The sequence below is a fragment of the Rhizobium giardinii bv. giardinii H152 genome, assembly GCF_000379605.1.
Classification (GTDB): Bacteria; Pseudomonadota; Alphaproteobacteria; order Rhizobiales; family Rhizobiaceae; genus Pararhizobium; species Pararhizobium giardinii.
Genome location: NZ_KB902679.1, coordinates 51,978 through 77,125, shown reverse-complemented (window position 1 = coordinate 77,125; position 25,148 = coordinate 51,978). Strand labels below are relative to the sequence as shown.

24 protein-coding genes are annotated in these 25,148 nt (G+C 61.7%); 8 read left to right on the top strand and 16 right to left on the bottom strand.

Annotated features, from left to right (window positions below; all coding sequences use genetic code 11):
* Nucleotides 1-6 precede the first annotated feature (6 nt).
* Entirely contained in the window at nucleotides 7-642 is a 636-nt protein-coding gene (locus tag A3AY_RS0115635; protein ID WP_018326594.1) for a 2,3-bisphosphoglycerate-dependent phosphoglycerate mutase, read from the top strand.
* Between the two features lie 53 nt (nucleotides 643-695).
* On the opposite strand, the gene A3AY_RS0115630 is transcribed toward A3AY_RS0115635, so the two are convergent.
* The gene (locus A3AY_RS0115630; protein WP_018326593.1) at nucleotides 696-1,568 is read right to left on the bottom strand and encodes a methylated-DNA--[protein]-cysteine S-methyltransferase; all 873 of its coding nucleotides are present in this window, start codon (nucleotides 1,566-1,568) and stop codon (nucleotides 696-698) included.
* A 127-nt stretch (nucleotides 1,569-1,695) separates the two neighbouring features.
* Nucleotides 1,696-2,193, bottom strand: coding sequence for a DUF2244 domain-containing protein (locus A3AY_RS0115625; protein ID WP_018326592.1), 498 nt, complete (start codon nucleotides 2,191-2,193; stop codon nucleotides 1,696-1,698).
* A 22-nt stretch (nucleotides 2,194-2,215) separates the two neighbouring features.
* On the opposite strand from A3AY_RS0115625, the gene nth reads away from it, so the two are divergent.
* A complete protein-coding gene (gene nth / locus A3AY_RS0115620) occupies nucleotides 2,216-2,980 on the top strand; it encodes an endonuclease III (RefSeq protein ID WP_026203487.1) in 765 nt (254 codons plus the stop codon).
* Here the strand turns inward: nth and A3AY_RS0115615 are convergent.
* Nucleotides 2,973-3,518, bottom strand: a complete 546-nt coding sequence (locus tag A3AY_RS0115615; protein WP_018326590.1) for a TetR/AcrR family transcriptional regulator — start codon at nucleotides 3,516-3,518, stop codon at nucleotides 2,973-2,975. The genes nth and A3AY_RS0115615 overlap by 8 nt on opposite strands.
* Before the next feature lie 115 nt (nucleotides 3,519-3,633).
* Here A3AY_RS0115615 and A3AY_RS0115610 point away from each other — a divergent pair, with 115 nt between their 5' ends.
* Together A3AY_RS0115610 and A3AY_RS0115605 are read left to right on the top strand one after the other, a co-directional pair.
* A complete protein-coding gene (locus tag A3AY_RS0115610; protein WP_018326589.1) occupies nucleotides 3,634-4,059 on the top strand; it encodes a VOC family protein in 426 nt (141 codons plus the stop codon).
* Between the two features lie 157 nt (nucleotides 4,060-4,216).
* A complete protein-coding gene (locus tag A3AY_RS0115605; RefSeq protein WP_018326588.1) occupies nucleotides 4,217-5,209 on the top strand; it encodes an adenosine kinase in 993 nt (330 codons plus the stop codon).
* An 18-nt stretch (nucleotides 5,210-5,227) separates the two neighbouring features.
* On the opposite strand, the gene A3AY_RS0115600 is transcribed toward A3AY_RS0115605, so the two are convergent.
* The gene (locus tag A3AY_RS0115600) at nucleotides 5,228-5,767 is read right to left on the bottom strand and encodes an SH3 domain-containing protein (protein ID WP_018326587.1); all 540 of its coding nucleotides are present in this window, start codon (nucleotides 5,765-5,767) and stop codon (nucleotides 5,228-5,230) included.
* A 195-nt stretch (nucleotides 5,768-5,962) separates the two neighbouring features.
* On the opposite strand from A3AY_RS0115600, the gene A3AY_RS0115595 reads away from it, so the two are divergent.
* The gene (locus A3AY_RS0115595) at nucleotides 5,963-6,967 is read left to right on the top strand and encodes a 2-hydroxyacid dehydrogenase (RefSeq protein ID WP_018326586.1); all 1,005 of its coding nucleotides are present in this window, start codon (nucleotides 5,963-5,965) and stop codon (nucleotides 6,965-6,967) included.
* Here A3AY_RS0115595 and A3AY_RS0115590 read toward each other — a convergent pair whose 3' ends face one another.
* From A3AY_RS0115590 to A3AY_RS0115545, 9 genes are all read right to left on the bottom strand, one after another.
* Nucleotides 6,968-7,438, bottom strand: a complete 471-nt coding sequence (locus tag A3AY_RS0115590; protein WP_018326585.1) for a GNAT family N-acetyltransferase — start codon at nucleotides 7,436-7,438, stop codon at nucleotides 6,968-6,970.
* A complete protein-coding gene (locus A3AY_RS0115585; RefSeq protein WP_018326584.1) occupies nucleotides 7,435-8,196 on the bottom strand; it encodes a molybdopterin-synthase adenylyltransferase MoeB in 762 nt (253 codons plus the stop codon). The genes A3AY_RS0115590 and A3AY_RS0115585 overlap by 4 nt, the downstream gene beginning before the upstream one ends.
* Before the next feature lie 12 nt (nucleotides 8,197-8,208).
* Nucleotides 8,209-9,333 carry a DNA replication/repair protein RecF gene (gene recF, locus A3AY_RS0115580; RefSeq protein WP_018326583.1) on the bottom strand — a complete coding sequence of 375 codons (1,125 nt, stop codon included), beginning with the start codon at nucleotides 9,331-9,333 and terminating at the stop codon, nucleotides 8,209-8,211.
* Between the two features lie 185 nt (nucleotides 9,334-9,518).
* Nucleotides 9,519-9,995 carry a nuclear transport factor 2 family protein gene (locus A3AY_RS0115570; RefSeq protein ID WP_018326582.1) on the bottom strand — a complete coding sequence of 159 codons (477 nt, stop codon included), beginning with the start codon at nucleotides 9,993-9,995 and terminating at the stop codon, nucleotides 9,519-9,521.
* A 107-nt stretch (nucleotides 9,996-10,102) separates the two neighbouring features.
* Nucleotides 10,103-10,825: a glutathione S-transferase gene (locus tag A3AY_RS0115565; protein WP_026203485.1), complete on the bottom strand. Its 723-nt coding sequence runs from the start codon at nucleotides 10,823-10,825 to the stop codon at nucleotides 10,103-10,105.
* A gap of 114 nt (nucleotides 10,826-10,939) precedes the next feature.
* On the bottom strand, nucleotides 10,940-12,073 hold the full coding sequence (gene dnaJ, locus A3AY_RS0115560; protein ID WP_018326580.1) for a molecular chaperone DnaJ: 1,134 nt from the start codon (nucleotides 12,071-12,073) through the stop codon (nucleotides 10,940-10,942).
* A 311-nt stretch (nucleotides 12,074-12,384) separates the two neighbouring features.
* Nucleotides 12,385-14,307, bottom strand: coding sequence for a molecular chaperone DnaK (dnaK, locus tag A3AY_RS0115555; RefSeq protein ID WP_026203484.1), 1,923 nt, complete (start codon nucleotides 14,305-14,307; stop codon nucleotides 12,385-12,387).
* Nucleotides 14,308-14,616: 309 nt separating this feature from the next.
* Nucleotides 14,617-16,851: a transglycosylase domain-containing protein gene (locus tag A3AY_RS0115550; RefSeq protein WP_018326578.1), complete on the bottom strand. Its 2,235-nt coding sequence runs from the start codon at nucleotides 16,849-16,851 to the stop codon at nucleotides 14,617-14,619.
* Between the two features lie 274 nt (nucleotides 16,852-17,125).
* Nucleotides 17,126-17,278 (bottom strand): hypothetical protein, encoded by a 153-nt coding sequence (locus A3AY_RS0115545; protein ID WP_018326577.1) that lies wholly within the window; start codon nucleotides 17,276-17,278, stop codon nucleotides 17,126-17,128.
* Between the two features lie 383 nt (nucleotides 17,279-17,661).
* Here A3AY_RS0115545 and A3AY_RS0115535 point away from each other — a divergent pair, with 383 nt between their 5' ends.
* Both A3AY_RS0115535 and A3AY_RS0115530 read left to right on the top strand, forming a co-directional pair.
* Entirely contained in the window at nucleotides 17,662-17,871 is a 210-nt protein-coding gene (locus A3AY_RS0115535; protein WP_018326575.1) for a cold-shock protein, read from the top strand.
* 209 nt (nucleotides 17,872-18,080) lie between these two features.
* The gene (locus A3AY_RS0115530; RefSeq protein ID WP_026203482.1) at nucleotides 18,081-18,575 is read left to right on the top strand and encodes a hypothetical protein; all 495 of its coding nucleotides are present in this window, start codon (nucleotides 18,081-18,083) and stop codon (nucleotides 18,573-18,575) included.
* A gap of 9 nt (nucleotides 18,576-18,584) precedes the next feature.
* Here A3AY_RS0115530 and A3AY_RS0115525 read toward each other — a convergent pair whose 3' ends face one another.
* The 3 genes from A3AY_RS0115525 to A3AY_RS0115515 all read right to left on the bottom strand — a co-directional run bounded on the left by A3AY_RS0115525 (nucleotide 18,585) and on the right by A3AY_RS0115515 (nucleotide 21,605).
* Nucleotides 18,585-19,547 (bottom strand): lysylphosphatidylglycerol synthase domain-containing protein, encoded by a 963-nt coding sequence (locus tag A3AY_RS0115525; protein WP_026203481.1) that lies wholly within the window; start codon nucleotides 19,545-19,547, stop codon nucleotides 18,585-18,587.
* A gap of 136 nt (nucleotides 19,548-19,683) precedes the next feature.
* Nucleotides 19,684-21,108: a M20/M25/M40 family metallo-hydrolase gene (locus tag A3AY_RS0115520; protein WP_268841594.1), complete on the bottom strand. Its 1,425-nt coding sequence runs from the start codon at nucleotides 21,106-21,108 to the stop codon at nucleotides 19,684-19,686.
* Nucleotides 21,109-21,173: 65 nt separating this feature from the next.
* On the bottom strand, nucleotides 21,174-21,605 hold the full coding sequence (locus A3AY_RS0115515; protein WP_018326570.1) for a MarR family winged helix-turn-helix transcriptional regulator: 432 nt from the start codon (nucleotides 21,603-21,605) through the stop codon (nucleotides 21,174-21,176).
* Between the two features lie 426 nt (nucleotides 21,606-22,031).
* Here A3AY_RS0115515 and polA point away from each other — a divergent pair, with 426 nt between their 5' ends.
* Nucleotides 22,032-25,055, top strand: coding sequence for a DNA polymerase I (gene polA / locus A3AY_RS0115510; RefSeq protein ID WP_026203480.1), 3,024 nt, complete (start codon nucleotides 22,032-22,034; stop codon nucleotides 25,053-25,055).
* The last annotated feature ends 93 nt before the right edge of the window (nucleotides 25,056-25,148 follow it).

The window sequence follows — 25,148 nt, the reverse complement described above, 5'->3', positions numbered from 1 at the left end:
ATCATCATGAGCGGCACCCTCGTCCTTGTGCGCCACGGCCAGAGCGACTGGAACCTGAAAAACCTGTTCACTGGCTGGAAGGACCCGGACCTGACGGCGCTCGGCGTCGAAGAGGCCAATGCGGGCGGTAAGGCGCTTGCCGAATACGGCATCAAGTTCGACATTGCCTTCACCTCGGTGCTGTCCCGCGCCCAGCGGACCTGCCAGATCATCCTCGACAATGTCGGCCAGCCCGACCTCGAGACGATCTGCGACCAGGCGCTGAACGAGCGCGACTACGGCGACCTTTCCGGCCTCAATAAGGACGACGCGCGCGCCAAATGGGGCGAAGAGCAGGTGCATATCTGGCGCCGTTCCTATGACGTCCCGCCGCCGGGCGGCGAAAGCCTGCGCGACACCGGCGCCCGCGTCTGGCCCTATTACCTCACCGACATCCTGCCGCGGGTCCTCAGAGGCGAAAAGGTCCTGGTTGCGGCGCACGGCAACTCGCTGCGTTCGCTGGTGATGGTGCTCGACCGGCTGACCAAGGAGCAGATTCTCGCGCTCAACCTCGCGACCGGCGTGCCGATGGTTTACAAGCTGAACGCCGACTCCACCGTCGCCTCGAAGGAAGTTCTCGGCGACATGTCGGGCGCCCATTGAGCACAGAGACCAACAGATGACGAAAGGGCCGCGGATGCGGCCCTTTTTCATTGTCAAACCTTGCCGGCTTCCCAGCCGAGCATCGCCCGCTTGCGGGTAAGGCCCCAGTGGTAGCCGGTCAGCGCGCCGCTCTTGCCGAGCGCCCGGTGGCACGGCACGACGAAGGAGATCGGATTGCGTCCGACTGCAGCGCCGACGGCGCGCGAGGCAGTCGGCTGGCCGATATTGCAGGCGATATCCGAATAGGTGACCGCCTTGCCCATCGGGATTTTCAAAAGGGTTTCCCAGACGCGGATCTGGAAGTCGGACCCGATCAGCACGATGCGCAACGGCTCCTCCGGGCGCCACTCGCGGGAATCAAAGATGCGTGCCGCATAGGCGGCGGTCGCTGCGCTGTCTTCGACGTACTGCGCATTCGGCCAGCGATTTGCCATATCCTCGAAACTGGCTTTTTCACCACCGGCATCGCTGAAGGCAAGACCCGCAAGGCCGCGATCGGTGACCATGACCAGCGCCACGCCGAAGGGACTGGGATGGAAGCCGTAGCGGATCGTCAGACCGCCGCCGCGCTGCTTCCATTCGCCCGGCGACATTGCCTCATGGGTCACGAAGAGATCATGCAGGCGGCTCGGACCGGAAAGGCCGACCTCGAAGCTGGTTTCAAGCAGCGGCAGTTCCTCCTGCCGCAGCAGGCGCTTGGCGTGGTCGAGCGTGACCGCCTGCAGGAATGCCTTCGGCGACAGTCCGGCCCAGCGCGTGAACGTCTTCTGCAATTGCGTCGGCGGTTGGCCGATTTCACCGGCGATCACCTCCAGCGACGGCTGGTCGCGGTAGTTTTCGGTCAGCATCTCGACCACCCGGCTGACGATCTCATAGTCGCTGCCATGCGGCGTAATGTCGGCGGCAAGCGATGTCGTGATATTCATGATCGTATCTCCTTAAGGGCAGAGATAATCATCGCAACCGGCTCTTCGCCACCCGATTCTTGCCCTAGAGCAACGCAGTTGAGCATGATGTCGTCCGAAAACCGCTTGCACTTTTCGGCATCATGCCCTAGCGGCGCTTCACTGTCGCCAGCGCGCAGGCAAAGGCGGTGGCGAAGGTTTCCCGGTCGTCGCGGTTGAGGAAGGAGCCGACATCGGTTGCCCTGCGCCGGTCGCTGATCTGCATGGAGACGATGCCGATCTCCTCGTGGCGGGAAATGTTGAACCGCGCCCAGAATGTATTGAAACGATGCTCGGTCATGCGGCCGGTCGGCGTGAACTTGCGCACGGACACGTCGGTGCGCGAGACACTCACCTCTTCACGGGCGCGGGCGGACCGATAGTTCAGCCAAAACGCCCCGAAGAGCAGCAGGAAATCGAGCCCGAAAAAGAAAACGATCGGCCAGGCGCCGATGACGACGAAGACGAAGATGTGGACGAGGCTCAGCAGGCCGGCGATCAAAAGCAAAATCCTGAAGCCTTTGAGGCCGAGCGAACGATGCGGCGTCAGCTCGGCGGCGAAAACCGGCTGCTCGTCTGTCGCTATCTCGGCGTTGCCATCGTTCATGACCAATGACTATAGATGCATCATGAAAAACCTGAAATCGAAATCAGCGATCGGTGCCGTGAAAGCGAGACCAGCGACAGTCAGCCGCGCCAGAACCAAGCCGAAGACCGTCTACAGCAAGGCGGAAATCGAGGAGATTTTCCGCCGCTTCTCGATCCAACGTCCCGAGCCGAAGGGAGAGCTGGAACACGTCAATCCGTTCACGCTCGTCGTCGCGGTGGCGCTGTCGGCACAGGCGACGGATGCGGGCGTCAACAAGGCGACGCGGGCGCTGTTTGCCGCAGCTGATACGCCGGAAAAGATGGTTGCACTGGGAGAGGAAAAGGTTCGCGAATACATCAAGACCATCGGCCTCTACCGCAACAAGGCGAAGAACGTCATTGCGCTCAGCGAGAAGCTGATCGCCGATTTCGGCGGCGAGGTGCCGCGCACGCGCGAAGAGCTGATCACCCTGCCCGGCGTCGGCCGCAAGACCGCCAACGTCGTGCTTTCGATGGCCTTCGGACATTCGACGATGGCCGTCGATACGCACATCTTCCGCATCGCCAACCGACTCGGTCTGGCCCCCGGCAAAACCCCGGACGAGGTCGAGGAGCAGCTGATGCGGATCGTTCCGGATCACTATTTATACCATGCACACCACTGGCTGATCCTGCACGGCCGTTATTGCTGCAAGGCGCGCAAACCCGAATGCCAGCGCTGCGTCATTGCCGATATCTGCAAGTCGGCGGAAAAGACCAACGAAATCCCCGCACCACTGGTCGAGCTGCCGGCGCAGGTCATTTGACGGAAATGCCGTCGATCAGCGCGGCGATCGCCCTTTCGTAGTCCTCGCGATTGCCGCCGGCTTCGATGGCAAGTGCAGCCCGATCAAACGCCGCGGCGAGAAGACCTGTGTAAGCGTCGAGCAGGTCCGGGGCCTTGCCGCCGACGGCGAGGAGTTCCTTCAGGCCCTGCTTGAGGCTGGCTTCCGAATATTTCTCGTCCACCTGCCGCATGGCGGTTGATCCAAGAACGGCAGGCCCCTCCAGCAGCAAGAGCCGAGTGCGCCCCGGCACTGCCAAGGAATCGAAATAGGCACGCGTGCCGTCGAGAATGGCCTGGCGCGCTGTCGCCGAGGCTGCCGAGGCAGTTTCGATTTCTTCACTGACCTTGCTTGCCTCGTCGGCGACAACGGCAGCGAAGAGCGCTTTCTTGTCCTCGAAATGATGATAGAGCGCGCCGCGGGTGACGCCCGCCGCCTCGACGATGTCCGGGGTCGTCGTCTCCGCATAACCCTTCTCGATGAAGAGGCTCCGGGCCGCCGCGATCAGCGCTGCCCGCATCGTTTCTGTCCGCTCGCTGTTGCTACGTCGCAATTTACCGCCTTTACATACAATCTGTATGTATGTTAGTTAGATACAGACAGATTGTATGTGGATTTCGGAGGAGAAGAAAGCCATGAAGATCACCAGCTACTATCCCGTCATCATGACCGGCGACGTCAAGGGAACAGTCGATTTCTACAAGCGCCATCTTCGCTTCGAGGCGCTGTTTACCAACGACTGGTACGTACACCTGCAATCGACCCTGGACGAGCACGTCGCGCTGGCGGTCCTCGACGGCAACCACCACACCATTCCGGAAAGCGGCCGCGGCACCGTTTCCGGGCTGCTCCTGAATTTCGAGGTCGAAGACCCGGACGCACTCTATGCCGAATTCCAGGCAGCAGGCCTCCCGATCCTTCAAACCCTCCGCGACGAGGATTTCGGTCAGCGGCACTTCATCACGGCCGACCCGAACGGCGTGCTGATCGACGTGATCAAGCCAATTCCGCCGACCGAAGAATATGCCGCGCAGTTTGACGCGTTCGTCTTGCCCGTCTGACGAAACACGGTGGCGGCGCCACATGCCCGCGCAATCCAAGTCAAAATATCCGGGCAAAATCCGGACTGTGGCGCTCTTCCGTTCTTTTCCCTTCCAAACCGCGGAAAATCCGCTATTACCGGTCACCGGCTGACACAAACACTTCAGGCGGTTCCGAATGACCAAATTCGACGTGCTCACGATCGGCAATGCCATCGTGGATATCATTGCGCGCTGCGACGATGCATTTCTTGTCCACAACGGCATCATCAAGAGCGCGATGAACCTGATCGATGCGGAGCGGGCTGAGCTGCTCTATTCGCGCATGGGACCGGCCCTGGAAGCCTCCGGCGGCAGTGCCGGCAACACGGCCGCGGGTGTCGCCAGCCTTGGCGGCCGGGCCGCCTATTTCGGCAAGGTGGCCAACGATCAGCTCGGCGAGATCTTCACCCACGATATCCGCGCGCAGGGCGTTCATTTCGAAACGGCGCCGCTCGACACGCATCCGCCGACCGCCCGCTCGATGATCTTCGTGACTGAAGACGGCGAGCGCTCGATGAACACCTATCTCGGCGCATGCGTCGAGCTCGGACCAAGCGACGTCGAACCCACCGTGGTTGCGGACGCAGCCGTCACCTATTTCGAAGGCTATCTCTGGGATCCGCCGCTTGCCAAGGACGCGATCCGCGACTGTGCCCGCATCGCCCATGAAAACGGACGAGAAGTGGCGATGACCCTGTCCGACAGTTTCTGCGTCCATCGCTACCGGGCGGAATTCCTCGAGCTGATGCGCTCCGGCACCGTCGACATCGTCTTTGCCAACCGGGCCGAAGCCCTGGCACTCTACGAGACGGACGATTTCGAGCATGCGCTGTCGATGATCGCCAGGGATTGCAAGCTTGCCGCGGTGACGCTCAGCGAAGAAGGGTCGATCATCGCCAGGGGATCCGAACGCGTCAAGGTCGAGGCAACGACGATCACCAATGTCGTCGATACGACGGGCGCCGGCGATCTCTATGCGGCCGGTTTCCTGCACGGGTATACGACCGGCAGGACGCTTGCCGACTGCGGCAGGCTTGGAAGCCTGGCTGCCGGCATCGTCATCGAGCAGATCGGCCCACGCCCGATGGTTTCGCTGGCGGCAGCGGCAAAGGAAGCCGGCCTCCTCTGAAGGTCGACAGCCGCTCGTCTACTTGAAAGCTTCACCCGGATAGGCGCCCCAGATCTCGCCCTGGGCGATCCAGCCTTCCACCCCTTGCGCTTCGGCGCGGCACCAGTCGCCGTTGCATTCGCCGACATGCACGACGACACCCGGCTCCATGCGCGCGACAATGGCGCTGTTGGACTGCGGATCGTGCCGCATGTTGACGAAAATACCCTCGCCCTTGCCGCGCATCCACGGCGCCGTGATTGCGGTGCGATCCCCCGAGAGCAGTGCCTGGTTGACCCAGCCCTCCGTGCCGTCTGCGTCGCGAATGCGCCGCCAGTTGTCATATTCCTGGATGATTTCCACCGGAACGCCGGACTTCATGTAACGCCAGGCGACCGCGTAGTCGACGCTCGGTCCGACACGCAGGTTGACGCTCTTGGATTTCAGGCTGACGAAGCGCGGCAGCGGCAGGCCGCTTGCGCCCTTGGCGGCCTGGGCGAAAGCCGGCATTGCATCGATGGCGGCGACAGACAGGAGGGCTGCCGTGACGAAAGCGAGCCTGGAAAGGAACTGACGCATGACGAAATCCGTTTTCCAAAAAGATTCAGGAACTTGCAGCCAAATCTCTGACCGGCTCTGCCAAAGACAGGCAAATCGTCAGGGGCACCTAGAGTTTTGTTTGTCTTCCACACCGGGTCTGGTAGAAAATGAACTGCAGGGAGAACGATCACTCATCTTGGTTAAAAACCCGTCAACAAGGGCTCGGCAGCAGCGATGACAAACAAGAAAAAGCCCAAGGTCTACATCACCCGCAGATTGCCCGATGTGGTCGAAACGCGCATGCGGGAACTGTTTGACGCCGAGCTCAACATCGATGACACACCGCGCAGCCAGCCGGAGCTCGTCGCTGCTGTAAAACGCGTCGACGTGCTGGTTCCGACCCTCACCGACCGGATCGATGCGGCACTGATCGAACAGGCCGGACCGCAGCTGAAGCTGATCGCCAGCTTTTCGAACGGCGTCGACCACATCGACATCGATGCCGCTGCACGCCACGGCATCACCGTCACCAACACGCCGAACGTCTTGACGGAAGATACGGCCGACATGACCATGGCGCTGATCCTTGCCGTTCCGCGACGCCTGATCGAAGGCGCCAATATCCTGACCGACCCGCGCGGCGATTGGGCGGGCTGGTCGCCAACCTGGATGCTCGGACGACGCATCTCCGGCAAGCGCATCGGCATTGTCGGCATGGGCCGCATCGGCACCGCCGTCGCCCGCCGCGCCAAGGCCTTCGGGCTTTCGATCCACTATCACAACCGCAAGCGCGTCAGCGCCGAGACCGAAGAGAAGCTGGAGGCGACCTATTGGGACAGTCTCGACCAGATGCTCGCCCGCGTCGATATCGTGTCGGTCAATTGCCCCTCGACGCCCGCCACCTTTCACCTCCTGTCGGCACGGCGGCTCGCGCTGATGCAGCCGACCAGCTACATCGTCAACACCGCGCGCGGCAGCATCGTCGACGAGACGGCGCTGATCAAATGCCTGCGCGAGGGCAAGATCGCCGGCGCCGGTCTCGACGTGTTCGAAAACGAACCTGCCGTGAACCCGAAGCTGGTGAAGCTTGCGACCGAAGGCAAGGTCGTGCTGTTGCCGCATATGAGCTCCGCGACGCTCGAGGGGCGCATCGACATGGGCGACAAGGTGGTGATCAACATCCGCACCTTCTTCGACGGGCACCGACCGCCGGATCGCGTCCTGCCGGGCAGGGTCTGATTAAAGCGCCTTGCGCATCTCGATGAAGGTGGGGCGCGTAAAGCCGGGATGCGACGCTTCGGCGGTCCTGACAAAGCCCCACCGCGCAAACAGGCGGTGATTCTCTTCAAGCTCGATTCGCGTCTCCAGGCGCAGGCATGACAAGCCGCATTCGAGGGCACAACCCTCGGCTGCCTGCAACAGCAGCCGCCCGACGCCTCTGCCCTGCGCATCCGGCGCGACGGCAAGTTTGCCGATATAGAGGCATTCCGGTGGTTCCGGCTTGCAGAAGATGCAGCCGACCAGATGACCGTTTTCGATGGCGGCATAGGCCTTCTCGGTCTCGGCCTTCTGCTTCAGCGACTGCCGCGTCAGGCGAAGGGCCGATGATGGCGGATCGATACGCGGGTGCATATAGGCGAAGGAGGCGAGGATCAGCGACATCAACGCATCCCAGTCCGCGAACGCCTGATCGATCGGCACGAGCTTCATCTGACCTTCCGGCCGTATCGGATCGTATCGAATCGAGCCGTAAGCGCGTCATACATCAGCAGACGGCCGATCAGCGGTTCGCCGGCGCCGGTAACGAGCTTGATGACTTCCATCGCCTGCAATGTACCGATCACGCCGGTCAACGCGCCGACGATGCCGGCCTCCGCACAGCTGGGCACGACGCCGGGCGGCGGCGGCGCGGGGAAGAGGTCGCGATAGGACGGGTTCTGCCGGCCATCGCTCCCCCTTTTCCATGGCTGGAGGACGGTGAGCGAGCCGTCGAAGCGACCGACGGCACCGGTCACCAGCGTGATCTGCAGATGCTCGGCCGTATCGGCGGCAAGGTAACGGGTCTCGAAATTGTCGGAGCCGTCGACGACGATATCGTAGCGGGAAAACAGCGTCTGCGCATTGGAGGCGTCAAGTCGTACGCCATGCCGGATCACCGCGACATGCGGGTTGATGCGGCCAATGAACTCGGCTGCGCTATCGGCCTTGGCCCTGCCGATATCGGACGTGGCGTGGATCACCTGCCGCTGCAGGTTGGACAGCGAAACGGTATCGTCATCGACGATCCCGAGCGTGCCGATGCCGGCCGCGGCAAGATACTGGAGCACCGGCGCGCCAAGACCGCCGGCACCAATGACAAGGACGCGCGCGGCCTTCAGCGCCTGCTGACCGGCGCCGCCGATCTCCGGCAGGATGATGTGGCGCGCATAGCGCTGGATTTCTTCGGGATTGAGCGGCTCTGTCGTCATGATGGCGGAATGTCACCCGGAAACGGTGCCATTGGCAACCGTAAGATAACGCGCGCGCGCGCCAAGCGCCGAAAACATCGACTGGTCGGTGCCGGTCATGAAGGCCTGGCCACCGAGATCGTCGACGAGATCGAACAGTGCCGCCCGCCGCCCTTCATCGAGATGCGCGGCGATCTCGTCGAGCAGCAGCACGGGCGCATGGCCGGTCATGTTGGCAACGAGGCGGGAGTGGGCCAGCACAAGGCCGACGAGGAGCGCCTTCTGCTCGCCGGTCGAACACCGCTCGGCTTCCATGTTCTTCGCCCGGTGGCGGATCAGAAGGTCGCTGCGATGCGGGCCATCGAGCGTGCGACCGGCGGCGGCGTCGCGATAACGGCCGTTTTTCATCATCTCCAGGTACTGTTCCTCCAGATCGAAGGCGGGACGGTGCCATTCGCCGTCGAGAAAACCGGACAATGCAAGATCGGCAGCCGGGAAGACGCCGCCCGCGTGATTCTTTTCCACCAGGGCTGCCAGAAGACCCAGCATCTCCTGCCGCGCCAAGGCCATCGATATCCCAAGTTCGGCCATCTGGCGCTCCAGCCCCGTCAGCCAGGCGGGATCCGCCCGCCCCTCGGACAGCAGCTTGTTGCGGCTGCGCATGGCGCGCTCGTAGTCGCTGGCGCGACGGCCATGGTCCGGATCGAGCGACAGAACCAGTCTGTCAAGGAAGCGGCGGCGGTCGCTGGAGCCGCCGGTAAAAAGCCCGTCCATGGCGGGTGTTAGCCAGAGCACCCGCAGATGATCGAGAATCTCATCGACGGTTTTTGCCGTTGTTCCGTTGATGCGCAGGCGCCGTGCCTGCCCCTCCTCGGCCCCGGCCGTGCCGGTACCGATCTCGACCGGACCCTCCATGCCGTCCAGCTCCGCAAAGACGGAGAACCCGGTTTCCGCGCCGACCCGGGCAACATCGGCATAGGCGGCTCGGCGCAGGCCTCGCCCGGGAGACAGGAGGGAAACGGCTTCCATCAGGTTGGTCTTGCCCGCGCCATTGTCGCCCGTCAGCACCACATGGCGCGCGTCAAGCTGCAGCGACAGGCCCGCATAGTTGCGGAAATCGCTGAGCTTGAGGCGGCTGAGAAAGACCTTGTGCGGCATGGCTTATCCGGTTGCGTATCCGGTTGAGAGCTATGCCGAACAGCGCCGGATGGCAAGACGAAAGGGCGACGCGGCCAAGACCGGGACGCCGCTGGCGCGTTGCGCGGACTATTGCCAACGGCGCCTACATCCCCTCCAGTAACTCCCGGAAGGCAAATGACGAACGGCCGATAAGCCTGCGTGGATCAGGCGTGAATATTTGCCGCATCAGCCGGCGAAACGATCACCGGAAGCTGCTGAGCCAACTCCGGCGCAACGAGGCCGGCAGCTTCGGCCACCGATAGCGTATCGACGAACTCGGTCAGTTCGGTGACGCGTCCGTTTTTGAATGTGAATTTGTCCACGAACTCGGTATCGAAACGCGTATTCGTCGGGATGAACCGAACCGTTCCGGCCCGATGGACAAATACCGTATCGCCATCAATGCAAAGGCCGGTATTTCCGACAGCCGTAAGGTCCCAGTTCTGCGTGAGCGCCGTCAAGGTTGCGCGTAGAGATACCGGATCATCCACCTTCTGCGTCATCGGTCCCAGGCGGCCGGTCCCCACAATCCGGAAACTGCAGGCGGGATCGATCCAGTTCATCAAGGCGTCGATGTCATCGGCATCGCGCGCCTGATAGATTTCCCCAATTGCGAGTTCAAGTGTGCCTCGATCAGTCATTGACCAGCCTCCTCTTTTCACTCCGGGATCTTGCGCCTGTTTCGCCTACGTCGCAACCGGCACGGGCGGCGAACACGCGCCGCAGCGGACATCCAATGCGGGGCACGTCAGCCAGAGGGAAGGTCGAGTTCCGGGTAGTGGCGGAAGATGCCTTCCTCGTTGAAGGCAAGCCGGCGCTTGGACGCGAGATAGGCCTTGATCCGGGGCAGTTCGCGCACCTGCGCGTTGAGCGCGACGAGAAGCGGATAGTCCGGTTCGGCCGCCTGCATCGCCTTCGGGAAGGCATAGCGCAGCCCCTCCAGGAGATGAAACAGAGACAGGTCGACATAGGTCAGCGCTCCGCCGACGGCATGGACCTGTCCCTCGCCATTGCCGAGCGTCCTTTCGAAGTAGCCGAGGAATTTCGGCAGGCGCTGGTCGCGGAAATTTTCGGCCCGCCGGAGCGCCTCGTCCCTCTGCTCATGATAATACAGCGACACGCCGATCGGGTGATGGACGTCGTGAATTTCGCCGACGAAATCGGTGATGGTCAGTTGCAGCCCGTTTGCCTCGAGCCGCCCCGCTTCGTCCTTGGGCGCAAGCCCGAGCCTGCCGCCGAGATAGAGCAGGATATTGGCAACGTGGGAAACGACGACATCTCCATCCTTCAGGAAGGGCGGCGCAAAGGGCGCGAATGTTCCCGCTTTGCCTTTCATCATCGCCATCATGCGTCCCATGCCGCCCTCCGTGCGGGCGACGTCGATGTAGTCTGCACCCGCCTGTTCCAGTGCAAGACGGACGAACTCACCGCGGCCGGGTATGCCGTCCCAATAAAAGAGCTCATAGGTCATGGGAAAACCTTTCGCTTGCGAACGCCATGCCGGCGGCACCGGCAAATGGATAAAAAAAGCCGGAGGCATTGCTGCCTCCGGCCGGGATATATTGCCGATTGTCGGCTTGGCCAGTCACTCGATGTCGAAGAAATCCTTCATGCGCGAAAAAAAACCGGCGGATTCGGGATTGTTGTCCTTCGAAGACAGTTCTTCGAACTCCCGCAACAGCTCGCGCTGGCGCTTGGTGAGCTTCTGCGGCGTTTCGATCTGGATCTGGATGTAGAGATCACCGATCTGGCTGGAGCGCAGCACCGGCATGCCCTTGCCCTTCAGGCGAAACTGCTTGCCGGCCTGGGTGCCTTCCGGCACCGAGACGCGCGACTTGGTGCCGTCGAGCGTCGCCACATCGAACTTGCCGCCAAGTGCTGCCGTCGTCATCGAGATCGGCACGCTGCAATAGAGGTCCGCGCCATCGCGCTGGTAGAACTCATGCGGTTTGACCGACAGGAAGATATAGAGATCGCCGGCGGGACCGCCGCGCAGGCCTGCCTCGCCTTCGCCCGAAAGGCGAATCCGTGTTCCGTCCTCGATGCCGGCCGGAATGTTGACCGACAGCGAACGCTCCTCGGTCACGCGGCCTTGGCCGTGGCACTTGCCGCACGGATCGGTGATGGTCTGGCCGCGACCATGGCAGGTCGGGCAAGTCCGCTCGATGGAAAAGAAACCCTGGGCAGCGCGCACGCGGCCCGAGCCCTGGCAGGTGCCGCAGGTCTGAGGTTTCGTACCCGGCTTGGCGCCGGAGCCCGAGCAGACATCACACGTGATCGACGTCGGCACACGGATCTGTGCCGTCTTACCGGAATAGGCCTCTTCCAGCGAGATTTCCATATTGTAGCGCAGATCGGCGCCGCGTTCGCGTCCGCCCGACGACCGTCGCTGGCGGCCGCCGCCCATCATCTCGCCGAAAATGTCCTCGAAGATATCGGAGAAGCCGCCGGCGCCCGCACCGCCGAAACCGCCGCCACCACCACCCATGCCGCCATTTTCGAAGGCAGCATGGCCATAGCGATCATAGGCAGCCCGCTTCTGCGGGTCCTTGAGGGTTTCATAGGCGTGGCTGATATCCTTAAAAGTCTTTTCCGCTTCCGCGTCGCCGGGATTCTTGTCCGGGTGATACTTCATCGCCAGTTTGCGGAAAGCGCCCTTGAGCTCTTTCTCGTCCGCTGTTTTCCCAACGCCGAGCGTTTCGTAAAGATCACGTTTCATACTTGCAGGTTGTCCTGTTGAATAGGCATGCCGAAAAAGGCCGCCCGATGGTCGCCTGATTTCCTTGCAACAGGATTTAGTGAACCTTCAAGCGCGATACCATAGGCAATACACTATCCGTGCAGGTTTTTGTCGAAAAAGCGCAGATTAAAGCCGTCGCATCTGCGCTCCGGACCGGGTGCGAGAACCCGTCGCCGCCAAACGGCGGTGGCAACATCCTCTGTCGAGGCACGCGGCGACACCGGTTTGAGCAAAGGAAAAGCCCGGAGCGGGTGGCTCCGGGCTCAGATGATTTCCAGGTCGAAGAAGGCTTATGCGGACTTCTTGCGATCGTCCTCGTCATTGACTTCTTCATAGTCGGCGTCAACGATATCGCCATCGCGGGCAGCGTCAGCGGCCGCATCGGCATTGGCCGCATCCGTCTGCTGGGCTTCATACATCGCCTGGCCGAGCTTCATCGACGCTTCGAGCAGCGTCTGGGTCTTGGCCTTGATGTCTTCAGCATCGGGCTCCGAGGCTTCGACGGCGGTCTTCAATGCGGCGATCGCATCGGAGATCGCGGTCCGCTCAGCTTCCGTGACCTTGTCACCATATTCCTTCAGCGACTTTTCCGAGGAATGAATCAGGCTCTCGGCCTGGTTCTTGGCTTCGACGGCTTCGCGGCGCTTCTTGTCGGTTTCGGCGTTGGCCTCGGCATCCTTGACCATCTTCTCGATATCCGCGTCGGACAGACCGCCCGATGCCTGGATCCGGATCTGATGTTCCTTGCCGGTGCCCTTGTCCTTGGCCGAAACCTGCACGATGCCGTTGGCGTCGATATCGAAGGTCACTTCGATCTGCGGAACGCCGCGTGGTGCCGGCGGGATGCCGACGAGGTCGAACTGGCCCAGCAGCTTGTTGTCGGCCGCCATTTCGCGCTCGCCCTGCGAGACGCGGATGGTCACGGCGGACTGGCTGTCCTCGGCCGTCGAGAACGTCTGGCTCTTCTTCGTCGGGATCGTCGTGTTGCGTTCGATCAGGCGGGTAAAGACGCCACCCAGCGTTTCGATGCCCAGCGACAGCGGGGTGACATCGAGGAGTAGAACGTCCTTGACGTCGCCTTGCAGAACGCCCGCCTGGATAGCGGCGCCGAGGGCAACCACTTCATCCGGGTTGACGCCCTTGTGCGGTTCCTTACCGAACAGCTGCTTGACGGTTTCCTGCACCTTCGGCATGCGGCTCATGCCGCCGACCAGAACCACTTCATCAATCTCGGCCGCCGTGACGCCGGCGTCCTTGAGGGCTGCCTTGCACGGAGCAACGGTGCGCTGGATGAGGTCGTCGACCAGGCTTTCGAACTTGGCGCGCGACAGTTTCATCGTCAGGTGCTTCGGACCGGAAGCATCTGCCGTGATGAACGGTAGGTTGATTTCAGTCTGCTGCGAGGACGACAGCTCGATCTTTGCCTTTTCGGCAGCTTCCTTGAGGCGCTGCAGAGCCAGCTTGTCGTTCTTCAGGTCGATGCCCTGATCCTTCTTGAACTCGGCTGCGAGGTATTCGACCAGACGCATGTCGAAGTCTTCACCGCCAAGGAAGGTGTCGCCGTTGGTCGACTTCACCTCGAAGACGCCGTCGCCGATTTCAAGAACCGAGATATCGAACGTGCCACCACCCAAGTCGTAGACGGCGATGGTCTTGCCGTCCTTCTTGTCGAGGCCATAGGCGAGCGCCGCAGCCGTCGGCTCGTTGATGATGCGCAGGACTTCCAGACCGGCGATCTTGCCGGCATCCTTGGTTGCCTGGCGCTGCGCGTCGTTGAAGTAAGCGGGGACCGTGATAACGGCCTGCGTCACCTTTTCACCGAGATAGGATTCGGCGGTTTCCTTCATCTTCTGCAGGATCATGGCGGAGATCTGCGACGGGGAATACTTCTCGCCGTGCGCTTCGACCCAGGCGTCGCCATTGTCTGCCTTGATGATCTTGTAGGGCACCATGCCCTTGTCTTTTTGCGTCGTCGGATCAGCGAACGTGCGGCCGATCAGGCGCTTGATTGCAAAAAGCGTGTTTTCCGGGTTGGTGACGGCCTGACGCTTGGCCGGCTGGCCGATCAGGCGCTCGCCATCATCGTTGAATGCAACGATCGATGGGGTCGTGCGCGCGCCTTCCGCATTTTCAATGACCTTCGCGTCCTTGCCGTCCATGACGGCGACGCAGGAGTTGGTCGTTCCCAAGTCAATACCGATTACTTTAGCCATGTCGTTCTCTCCTTGCAGCGGACTGTCAGAACCCGGTCAGGCATTCATTTGACAGCCCCTAACGGGATGGTCTGTGGAATATTCGCAGCGGAAGCCGCGGTGATGGGGCGTATATAAGGAGCGGCGTTTCGGACTGCAAGGCATCTGAGGGGGCGAAAACACGCAAAAACCGAGCCGTAAACGACAAGCTGGCAGAAAAACCCACCCTTCCAAACGCAGGCATTTCGCGCTCGGCCTGCGTTTGAAGGCAACGGGTTCACCCGGCAGCGCCTCCTGTGCTGCAAAACGTAGGAAAGAAGGGATCAACGGTCAACCGCCGGTGAGGATATCGAGCAGCGTGGTCCGCCGTGTCGCGCCGGTCGTCTCGCCGACATCGGCCGGTGGCACTAGCCCCGAATTCGCCGGCTGGGCCAGGTCCTGCTGGGCAGCAGCCTGCCCGTTGCCGACCGGAGCCTGCGGAAACTCCTCCGCGCCACCATTGCCGAAAGTACCGGAAATGACATCGCCGACGGTCTCGGGGGCGGCCTGATTGTCCTCGAATGTCGGCTGGACACCGGTCGTGCCGAACACCGGCGATGGTGGCAGGCCCTCATGTGCGGCCGTCATATAGTCGTGCCAGGCCTTGGCCGGGAGACCGCCGCCAGTCACCTTCTTCATCGACTTGCCGTCGTCATTGCCGAACCAGACGCCGGTCGTCAGATTGCTGGTGAAGCCGACGAACAGCGCATCGCGGAAGGACTGCGTCGTGCCCGACTTGCCTGCCGCCTGCCAGCCCTTGAGCTTGGCGCTCTTGCCGGTGCCATGCTCGATCACGCCCACCATCATCTGGTTCATCTCGCTGACGACGGCGGGATCAAGAACGCGCGGCGGATTGTCATAGGTGTTTTCGTAGAGAACCGTGCCATCGGCCGTCGAGACCCGCTTGATGACGTGCGGCGTCGCCTTGAAGCCGCCATTCATGAAGGGCGCGTAGGCGGATGTGAGTTCGACCAGGCTGACCTCCGAGGTGCCGAGCGCAATCGAGGCATTGGCCTGCATTTCCGATTCGATGCCGAGCCTATGGGCGAGCTTGATGACGTTCTGCGGTCCGACCTCCATGACGAGTTGGGCGGCGATCGTGTTCAGCGAATTGGCAAGGGCCGTCGCAAGCGAGACCTCGCCGCGATATTTCTCGTCATAGTTCTCCGGCGTCCAATTGCCGATCCTAACCGGCGCGTCGTTGCGGATCGACATGGGCGTACGGCCGATTTCCATGGCGGCGGCATAGACAAACGGCTTGAAGGCGGAACCGGGCTGGCGCTTGGCCTTGACGGCGCGGTCGAACTGACTGTCGGCATAATCACGGCCGCCGACCAGCGCGCGAATGGCGCCGGTGCCGTCGATCGATACCAGGGCGGCTTGGCTGACGTTCAGCTTCTCGCCCGATTCGTCGAGGCTGGCGGCGAGCGTCTCTTCGGCTTTCTTCTCGAGGTCGAGATCAAGCGTCGTATCGACGACGAGGTCCTGGCTGATTTCGCCGACCATGCCCGGCAACTGGTCCATGACCATGTCGGCCACATAATATTGCGCGCCGGACCAGAAGCTCTTTGCCTTGGTCGGCGGCTGCGACATGGCCGTCTTGATCTCGGCGTCGGTGATAAAGCCTTCCTGACGCATGGCGCCGAGCACCAACTGCGCGCGCTCTTCGGCAGCCTTCGGATCGCGTGCCGGCGACAGGCGCGACGGCGCCTTGAGCAGGCCCGCAAGGAGCGCCGCCTCGCCGAGGTTCACATCCCGTGCCGACTTGTTGAAATAGCGCCGCGATGCCGCCTCGACGCCATAGGCGTTCGAGCCGAAAAACACGCGGTTCAGGTACATCGCAAGAATCTGGTCCTTGGTGTATTTCTGCTCCAGCCAGACGGCGAGCAGCACTTCCTGCACCTTGCGCTCGAGCGTGCGCTCCGGCGAGAGGAACAGGTTCTTGGCAAGCTGCTGAGTGAGCGTCGAGCCGCCCTGCACCATGCGCCCGGTGGTGATGTTGGTCAGCATCGCGCGCGCCAGGCCGAGCGGATCGACGCCGAAATGCGAATAGAACCGCCGGTCCTCGATGGCGATGACCGCCTGCGGGATGTAGGGCGACATGTTTTCGAGCGACAGCGCCTCGCCGCCGGTGGCACCACGATTGGCAATGATATCGCCGCTGACGGCAAGGATCTTGACGTTTGGCGGACGGTCGGGAATGGCCCAACTCGTGGCGCTCGGCATGCGAGAGCCGTAATAGAGCACCAGCCCGCCGACGCCGATGGCGCCCCAGATGCCGAGAACGACACACCAATAGACCATCGAGCGGATCAGGCCGGTCAATCCGCCGCCACCGCGCGAGCCGCCGCGGCCGGAGCCTCTCTTCGATCTGTTCGTTTTCGCCGCCGATTTCGAGCTTCCAGACTTGCGGCCTCCCCCGCCGACGCGATCCGCGGCATCGACCCGCAGTTCGCCATCGTCGCGGCCCCGCCCGCCCTCGAAAGAAGGCTCTATTCTCTGCGGTGATTTGCGATTTCCTGCCATGCCGGGGTAGGGTTGCTCCAGATGAGCGTTTCGGGAAGCCAGGCCGGCCATTCCGCCGCCACGCCGATTTTAAACAGTGCGATGAAGTGTAAATGCGGCGATTTAAGGGGGAGTTAAATTTCCGTTCGAATAAAATCGTGCGCTTTCAACTCGTTGCGCGGAAGCGTTTTCGGTGCGCTCCCGGCGGGAGTGCGGGTATGGCGCGGCGTTGCACAGCGCGCACCATCGAGGTGGCCGCACGTTCGCTGTACACCGCAGCTTCTCGCAGGTTTCCTCAGTTGGCGTCCGCATTCGCGACGCGGCGCGTCGCGTCATCGAGGGCATTGCTGGTCTGCACGCCGTCCTGCTTTAAACCGCGCGCGGTGTTGCCGCATGCGGCGAGCGTCAACAAGGACAGGCAGGCAACGGCGATCACGACTTTCGACATGGTTCTTCCTCCCGTGAATTCGGCAATGAGAGGAAGATGATGCGCGTCGCCGAGAAATCAATTCGGCCGACCCAAAAAACTGGCATTCTTCCCGACGTCTTCAGAAACAGCGACCTCACGGCGCCGGAAAATAAACTCTGCGGATCTTCGGTCCCGGTTTATAAAAGACAAACGAAAACAACGAACATCGCAAAATAAAAATAATAAAACTTGACTGCGCGGTCCCGGTAACCTATCTGAGCCTTGGTCGATATTTGTTAGATGACTTTGGTTTTTGCGACTTAGAGCGCAATCGGACGAACTTTCCTTCAGATTCGAACATCAAGCCTCGCTGTAATATCTACGGCTTGGTTCACTATAATTTGCTAGAGAAAGGGATCGTTATGGCCACTGGCACTGTAAAATGGTTTAATTCCACCAAGGGCTTCGGCTTTATTCAGCCGGACGACGGCAGCCAGGACGTATTTGTCCACATTTCGGCTGTCGAACGCGCTGGAATGCGCAGCCTCAACGACGGTCAGAAGATCAGCTTCGAGCTGGTTCGTGACCGCAAGTCCGGCAAGATGTCGGCAGACAGCCTCCAGGCTGCCTAATTCCAATCTGGCGCGATTATCCGCGCCGGAGAAATGCGCTTCCGCGGTTGACCACGGATGTACTGGCAGGTGTGTCGAAGCGCGTTGTGAAAGGTCGGGTTTTCCCGGCCTTTTTGTTTTTCTGGACTTGGATGCCCTCCAGAAATCGGCCACGACCTTCAAATCGCCGTATCCGCATTGAAATTTCCCTGAACACCAGGAGCAATGCGATGAAAACCATCCCTACTTCCCTGATGACCGCGGCCATGCTGACCGTTCTCTGCATCAGCGCAACGGCGCAGGACAAGACCGCCTATGTCGATGACCGCTCCGATGGGCCGGCGCTGATCCGCTCGCTCTACAATGCGATCAATCGCAGGGAATATGCGCGCGCCTACAGCTATTTCGCCGACCGGAAACCCTTCGCCGACTACCAGTCCTTTGTTGAGGGCTATGCAAAGACGGTGGATGTCCAGGTGATCACCGGCACGGTAACGCCCGAGGGTGCGGCGGGAAGCATCTACGCGCCAGTGCCGGTCGCGATCAAATCGACGGAAGAGGGTGGCAAGGAACGTATTTTCGCCGGCTGCTACGTCACCCGCATCGCCAACGCCGCGATCCAGGAGCCGCCCTTTGCGCCGCTGCATATCGAGAGCGCCGAACTGGAAGAGGTCGATGGACCCCTGGAGAAGGCCTTGCCGAGGGTTTGCTATCCGCCCTCGTGAGAGGAAAGCCTATTCGTCCCGCTTGCGCCCGCTGCCTGCCTGTCTGCCGGCGAGGAATTGCGAATGCTCGAAAACGATCACGACGAGGAGCGCGAAGAGAAAGGGTACGATCAGGTAGAACAGCCGGAAGATGGCAAGTGCGGCCAGAACACCCGCCGGATCCATTTCCGGCAGGCCGGCAATGAAGACCAATTCCAGCACGCCAAGGCCGCCGGGCGCATGCGACAAGAGTGCGGCCGAAAAGGAGGCGAGGAAGACACCGAGAATCACCATGTAGCCCGGATTCCCGGCTTCCGGCAGCGCGAAGTAGATGATGGCCGCCGCAGCGATCAGTTCGACGGGCGCGATCAGCAATTGCCGCAGCGCCAGCGATGGCTTCGGATATTCCAGTTGAAACCACCGGGTTTTCAACGGCTGGAAGCCGACCAGGCTGCCGACAACGTAAAGCGTGATCAGCGCGAGAATGACCAGCCCCGTCGAGAGCGACGCACCGATCGGCAGGAAGGCGGCAAAGCGGGCGGTGATCTCCGGCTCGATCAAAAGCACGATGGCCGACAGCATCAAGGTTCCGAGCAGGAAAGTGAAGGAGCAGAAGGCGACGAGGACACCGGTTTCGCCGGCGGAAAGGCCCTTCGAACCATAGGCGCGATAACGCACCACAGCGCCGGAGAAAACCGATGCGCCCACCGTGTGCGACAGCGCATAGGCGGTGAAGGAGCAGATGGTGATGAACCACAGCGAAATCCTGTGACCGAGATGCTCCAGCGCCAGGTGATCATAAGCCGCCAAAGCGGCATAGGCGGCAAGGGTTGCACAGCCGGACAGCATCCACCCCTTGAGGGACACGGCTTTGAGGCTTTCGACGAAATCATGGGCCGAAAGGCCATGCAGCTCGTGATAGAGGCCGTAGACCGAAAACAGAATCGCGGTCAGTCCTACGACCGGCCAGGCGAATTTACGAACCAGTTTCATGAGGCCGGAATTCTTGAAGGCTGCAGGCAAAACATCATCCTGACGATGAGTACACCGCCAGCCAAACGGGTCAAGGGTGCTAACCGTTAACAACAGACCCTGTGGCGCGCGGCAGCGTAGCGCACCGGGCCAGCCATCAGCCGGCGAGTGCGGCGAGAATCCGAATCCACGAGCGGATACCTTTGTGGAAGGACTGCAGCTCGTATTTCTCGTTGGGCGAATGGATGCGGTCGTCCGCGAGGCCAAAGCCGACCAGCAGCGATTCCATACCGAGCATCTTCTGGAAATCGCCGACGATCGGGATCGATCCGCCCATGCCGATCAGCACGGCAGGTTTCGGCCATTCGTCGGACAAGGCAGATTTCGCCGTGTTCAGCAGAGCCGAATCGTAAGGAAGCTGGATCGCCGGCGAGCCGCCATGCTCGTGGAATTCGACAGAGCAATCGGCAGGGATTTTCGACGCCACATAGGAACGGAAGGCGGCCCGGATCCTGTCGGGGTCCTGGGTGCCGACAAGCCGGAACGAAACCTTGGCGGATGCCTGCGCCGCGATTACCGTCTTGAAGCCTTCACCGGTGTAGCCGCCCCAGATGCCGTTGACCTCGGCCGTCGGTCTGGCCCAGGTCAGTTCCATCACCGAACGGCCCTTTTCGCCGGATGGAATGGCAAGACCGATCTCGCCGAGGAATTTTTCGGTCGACATACCAAGCGTTTCCCAGGCCGCCTTGATCTGCGACGGCGTTTCCTCGACGCCCTCGTAGAAACCGTCGAGCGTGATGCGGCCGGTCTCGTCGTGAAGGCCGGCCAGAATATTGGCGAGGATATGGATCGGATTGGCCGCTGCGCCGCCGAAATAACCGGAATGCAGATCGCGGTCGGCCGCGGTGATGACGATCTCCTCACCGACCAGGCCCCGCAATCCGGCCGAGATGGCCGGCGTGTCGCGGTCCCACATGTTGGTATCGCAGACCAGCGCATAGTCCGCCTTCAGCTCGGCCGCATTGGCTTCCAGGAAGGGCTTCAGCGATGGTGAGCCGGATTCTTCTTCGCCTTCGAACAGGATCGTGACTTCGCAGGGCAGCGAACCGTTGATGTCCTTATAAGCGCGGCAGGCTTCGACGAAGGTCATCAACTGGCCCTTGTCGTCGGCCGTTCCGCGGCCGGTGATGACCTTGCGGCCCCCGTCCAGTTCCTTGATCGACGGCTCGAAAGGCGCCGTGTCCCAGAGATTGACCGGATCGACGGGCTGGACGTCGTAATGGCCGTAGAACAGCACATGCGGGGCGCCGGCCCTGCCGGCTGCGTGGTGGGCAACCACCATCGGATGACCGGACGTATCGCGCACCGATGCGTCGAAACCGAGGCCTGTCAGTTCGGCCACGAGCCATTCCGCCGCCTTGCGGCATTCCGCCTTGTAGGCCGGGTCGGTGGAGATCGACTGGATCCGCACCAGATCGAAAAGCCGCTCCAGGCTCTGGGGGAGATTATCGTCCGCGCGGGTGAGAATGCTGGCCGTGTCTGTCATGTCCGAATCCTTGTTGTGCGGGCGAAACCTAGACAAAGATCGCAGCGGCTTTAAGCAAAATATTTTGATCGTCCTATCATGGCCGGCGACGGGGCGATCCTTCAGCTACGCGCGCCGTTGACAATCGCCTTGCGCATATATTCGAGCATCAGTTCCCGCTCAAAATGACGAAAGTCGGAGAAGTGCGACTGGTCCGCGGCAATCGCTGCCGCCTTGGCTTCCGCCTCCATCGCCCGCGCCTTGTCGGTCAGGAAAATCTGCTGGGCGCGTTTGTCGGTCGGGTGCTTTTTGCGGTGGATCAGCCCGTCGCGTTCCATCCGCGCCAGCGTATTGGCCATCGTCGCCTGCTCGATGTCGACGCGATCGAGAAGCTGCCTCTGGGTGAGGCCCTCTTCGCTCCAGAGTTCCAGAAGAACGGGAAACTGGCCGGGCGCGAAGCCGAGCTTCTGGCCCCTCTCCTGCAAGGCACGGGAGAAGCTTTTTGCCAGGAGGCTCGCCAGGTATGTCGCCGAATCCATGCGGTCGAAGGCCATGGGTATGGGTACCTCTCACCAAGCTGGAACACAAGTTACATTGCAGGCGATGCACTCCGGGGGGAGCGCCTTTCACATGGATGCGATTGCTCCCGTACACAAACAAAAACCGCCATGGCGGAGGCGGGGCCACGGCGGTCTTGTCAGAATTCGGACAAAGGCCCGGAGAGGGGGGATAGGCCTTTGTCCTAACATCTGGCTTCGGCGGGGGACAGGCCTTGTGCCAGACGACGGCGTGTTCAATTTGCCGTTGCCTATGATTTGTGGTGTGAAATGTGGCTTTTCAAGGGAGAGGCGCGTCGAGACGACATTACAAATTGGTAACGTCTCCGTGAGGGCCCTCAATTTTCCCCCGCGCGATAAAATTCCTCCTGTTCCGGAATGAAATATGGACGCCCAACGCGGCCCACGCTATCCCTTGTCGCCATGAAAAAAGGTGATCATCTCTTCCTCGTCGACGGCTCCGGTTTCATTTTCCGGGCGTTCCACGCCATTCCTCCACTCAACCGCAAGTCGGATGGCCTGCCGGTCAATGCCGTTTCCGGTTTCTGCAACATGCTGTGGAAGCTGCTGACCGATGCCCGCGATACCTCCGTCGGCGTGACGCCGACCCATTTCGCGGTGATTTTCGACTATTCCTCGAAAACGTTCCGCAACGCGCTCTACGACCAGTACAAGGCGAACCGCACGGCTCCGCCCGAAGACCTGATCCCGCAATTCGGCCTGATTCGGCAGGCGACGCGCGCCTTCAACCTCCCGTGCATCGAGAAGGAAGGCTTCGAGGCCGATGACCTGATCGCCACCTATGCGCGAATGGCGGAGACAGCAGGCGCGGGCGTCACCATCATATCGTCCGACAAGGACCTGATGCAGCTCGTTACGCCGAATGTGTCGATGTATGACAGCATGAAGGACAAGCAGATCTCGATTCCGGACGTGATCGAGAAATGGGGCGTGCCGCCGGAGAAGATGATCGACCTGCAGGCGATGACCGGTGATTCGACCGACAATGTGCCCGGCATCCCTGGCATCGGCCCGAAGACGGCGGCACAGCTTCTGGAGGAATTCGGCGACCTCGACACGCTGCTTGCCCGCGCCGGCGAGATCAAGCAGCAGAAGCGCCGCGAGAACATCCTCGCCAATGCCGAGCTTGCCCGGCTGTCGCGCCAGTTGGTCATGCTGAAAACCGACACGCCTATCGACGTTCCGCTCGAGGACTTCCAACTTCACACACAGGACGGGCCAAAGCTCATTGCCTTCCTCAAGGCGATGGAATTCACGTCTCTGACCCGTCGCGTCGCCGCTGCGACGGAAACGGATGCGGATGCGGTGGAAGCCGCAAGCGTGCCGGTCGAATGGGGCGCGGCGGCCCACGGACCCGATCTCGACATGGGCGAGCTCTCGCCGCCCCCGCCGCCGTCCGAGCTGTCGTCGGCAACATCGCCGACGCGCGGTAGCGCCGCCGAAGCCGCAACCACCCTTGCCGCCGTCAAGGCAGCCGAGCCGGCCGCAACACCGCAAACCCTTGCGCAAGCGCGCGCCGAAGCCTTTGCCGCGGCAAAGATCGACCGCAGCGCCTATGTGACGATCCGGGATATTGCCACGCTCGACGCATGGATCGCCATGGCGCGCGAGAGCGGCATTGTCGCCTTCGATACCGAGACGACGTCGCTCGACGCCATGCACGCCGAACTGGTCGGCTTTTCGCTGGCAATCGCCGACAACAGCAAGAACCCGACCGGCACCGACATCCGCGCCGCCTATGTTCCGATTCTTCACAAGACGGGCGGCCACGATCTTTTCAGCGACGGCGTGAAGCTGGCGCCGGATCAGATCCCGGCCGCGCTTGCCCTCGAACGGCTGAAGGACCTGCTCGAGGATCCGTCCGTCCTGAAGGTGGCGCAGAACCTCAAATACGACTACCTGGTGGCGCGCCGCCACGGCATGACCATAGCCAGCTTCGACGATACGATGCTGATGTCGTATGTGGCTGACGCCGGGGCCGGTGCCCATGGCATGGATTCGCTTTCGGAAAAATGGCTCGGCCACCAGCCGATCCCCTACAAGGACGTCGCCGGCAGCGGCAAATCCGCGCTTGGCTTCGACTATGTGGACATCGACAAGGCGACCGCCTACGCCGCGGAAGACGCCGACGTGACGCTGCGGCTGTGGCAGGTGCTGAAGCCGCGCCTTGCAGCGAAAAACCTCAACACGGTCTATGAGCGACTGGAGCGGCCGCTGGTCCCGGTGTTGGCGCAAATGGAAGAGCGCGGCATCACCATCGACCGGCAGATCCTGTCGCGCCTTTCGGGCGAACTGGCGCAAGGTGCGGCCGGCCTCGAACACGAAATCTACGCCATTGTCGGCGAGAGCTTCAACATCGGCTCGCCGAAACAGCTCGGCGATATCCTGTTCGGCCGCCTCGGCCTGCCCGGCGGCGCGAAGACCAAGACCGGCCAATGGTCGACGTCGGCCTCGGTGCTCGAGGACCTGGCCGCCGAGGGGCACGAACTGCCGCGCAAGATCGTCGACTGGCGGCAACTGACCAAGCTCAAATCCACTTATACCGATGCGCTTCCCGGCTTCGTACATCCACAGACCAAGCGCGTCCACACGTCCTATGCGCTGGCCGCCACCACCACGGGCCGACTCTCGTCGTCCGATCCCAACCTGCAGAACATTCCGGTGCGTACCGCCGAAGGCCGCAAGATCCGCACCGCCTTCATTTCGACGCCCGGGCATAAACTGGTTTCGGCCGACTACAGCCAGATCGAGCTGCGGGTGCTTGCCCATGTCGCGGAAATCCCGCAGCTGAAGCAGGCTTTTTCCGACGGCATCGACATTCACGCAATGACCGCCTCGGAAATGTTCGGCGTACCGGTCGAGGGCATGCCGAGCGAAATCCGCCGCCGCGCCAAGGCGATCAACTTCGGCATCATCTACGGCATCTCGGCTTTCGGCCTTGCCAACCAGCTGTCGATCGAGCGCTCGGAAGCAGGCGATTACATCAAGAAATACTTCGAGCGCTTCCCCGGCATCCGCGATTACATGGAGAGCACCAAGGCGTTCGCCCGCGAGAACGGCTATGTCGAGACCATTTTCGGCCGCCGCGCCCACTATCCGGACATCCGCTCCTCCAATCCCTCGCACCGCGCCTTCAACGAGCGCGCCGCGATCAACGCGCCGATCCAGGGCTCCGCCGCCGACATCATTCGCCGGGCAATGATCAAGATGGAGCCGGCGCTGGAAAAGGCCGGGCTGTCCCAGCGCGTGCGCATGCTGCTGCAGGTGCATGACGAACTGATCTTCGAGGTCGAGGATGGCGATGTCGAAACCTCGATCCCGCTGATCGTCTCGGTGATGGAGAACGCCGCCATGCCGGCGCTCGACATGAAGGTGCCGCTCAAGGTCGATGCCCGCGCCGCGCATAACTGGGACGAGGCCCACTGAACGATCGCGGCGTCCGACGCATCTTCGCGCCGGACGCCTGATCGCGCAGCGCGCGAGCCAAAATCAAACGCGCGACAATCCTCTCATGGCCTG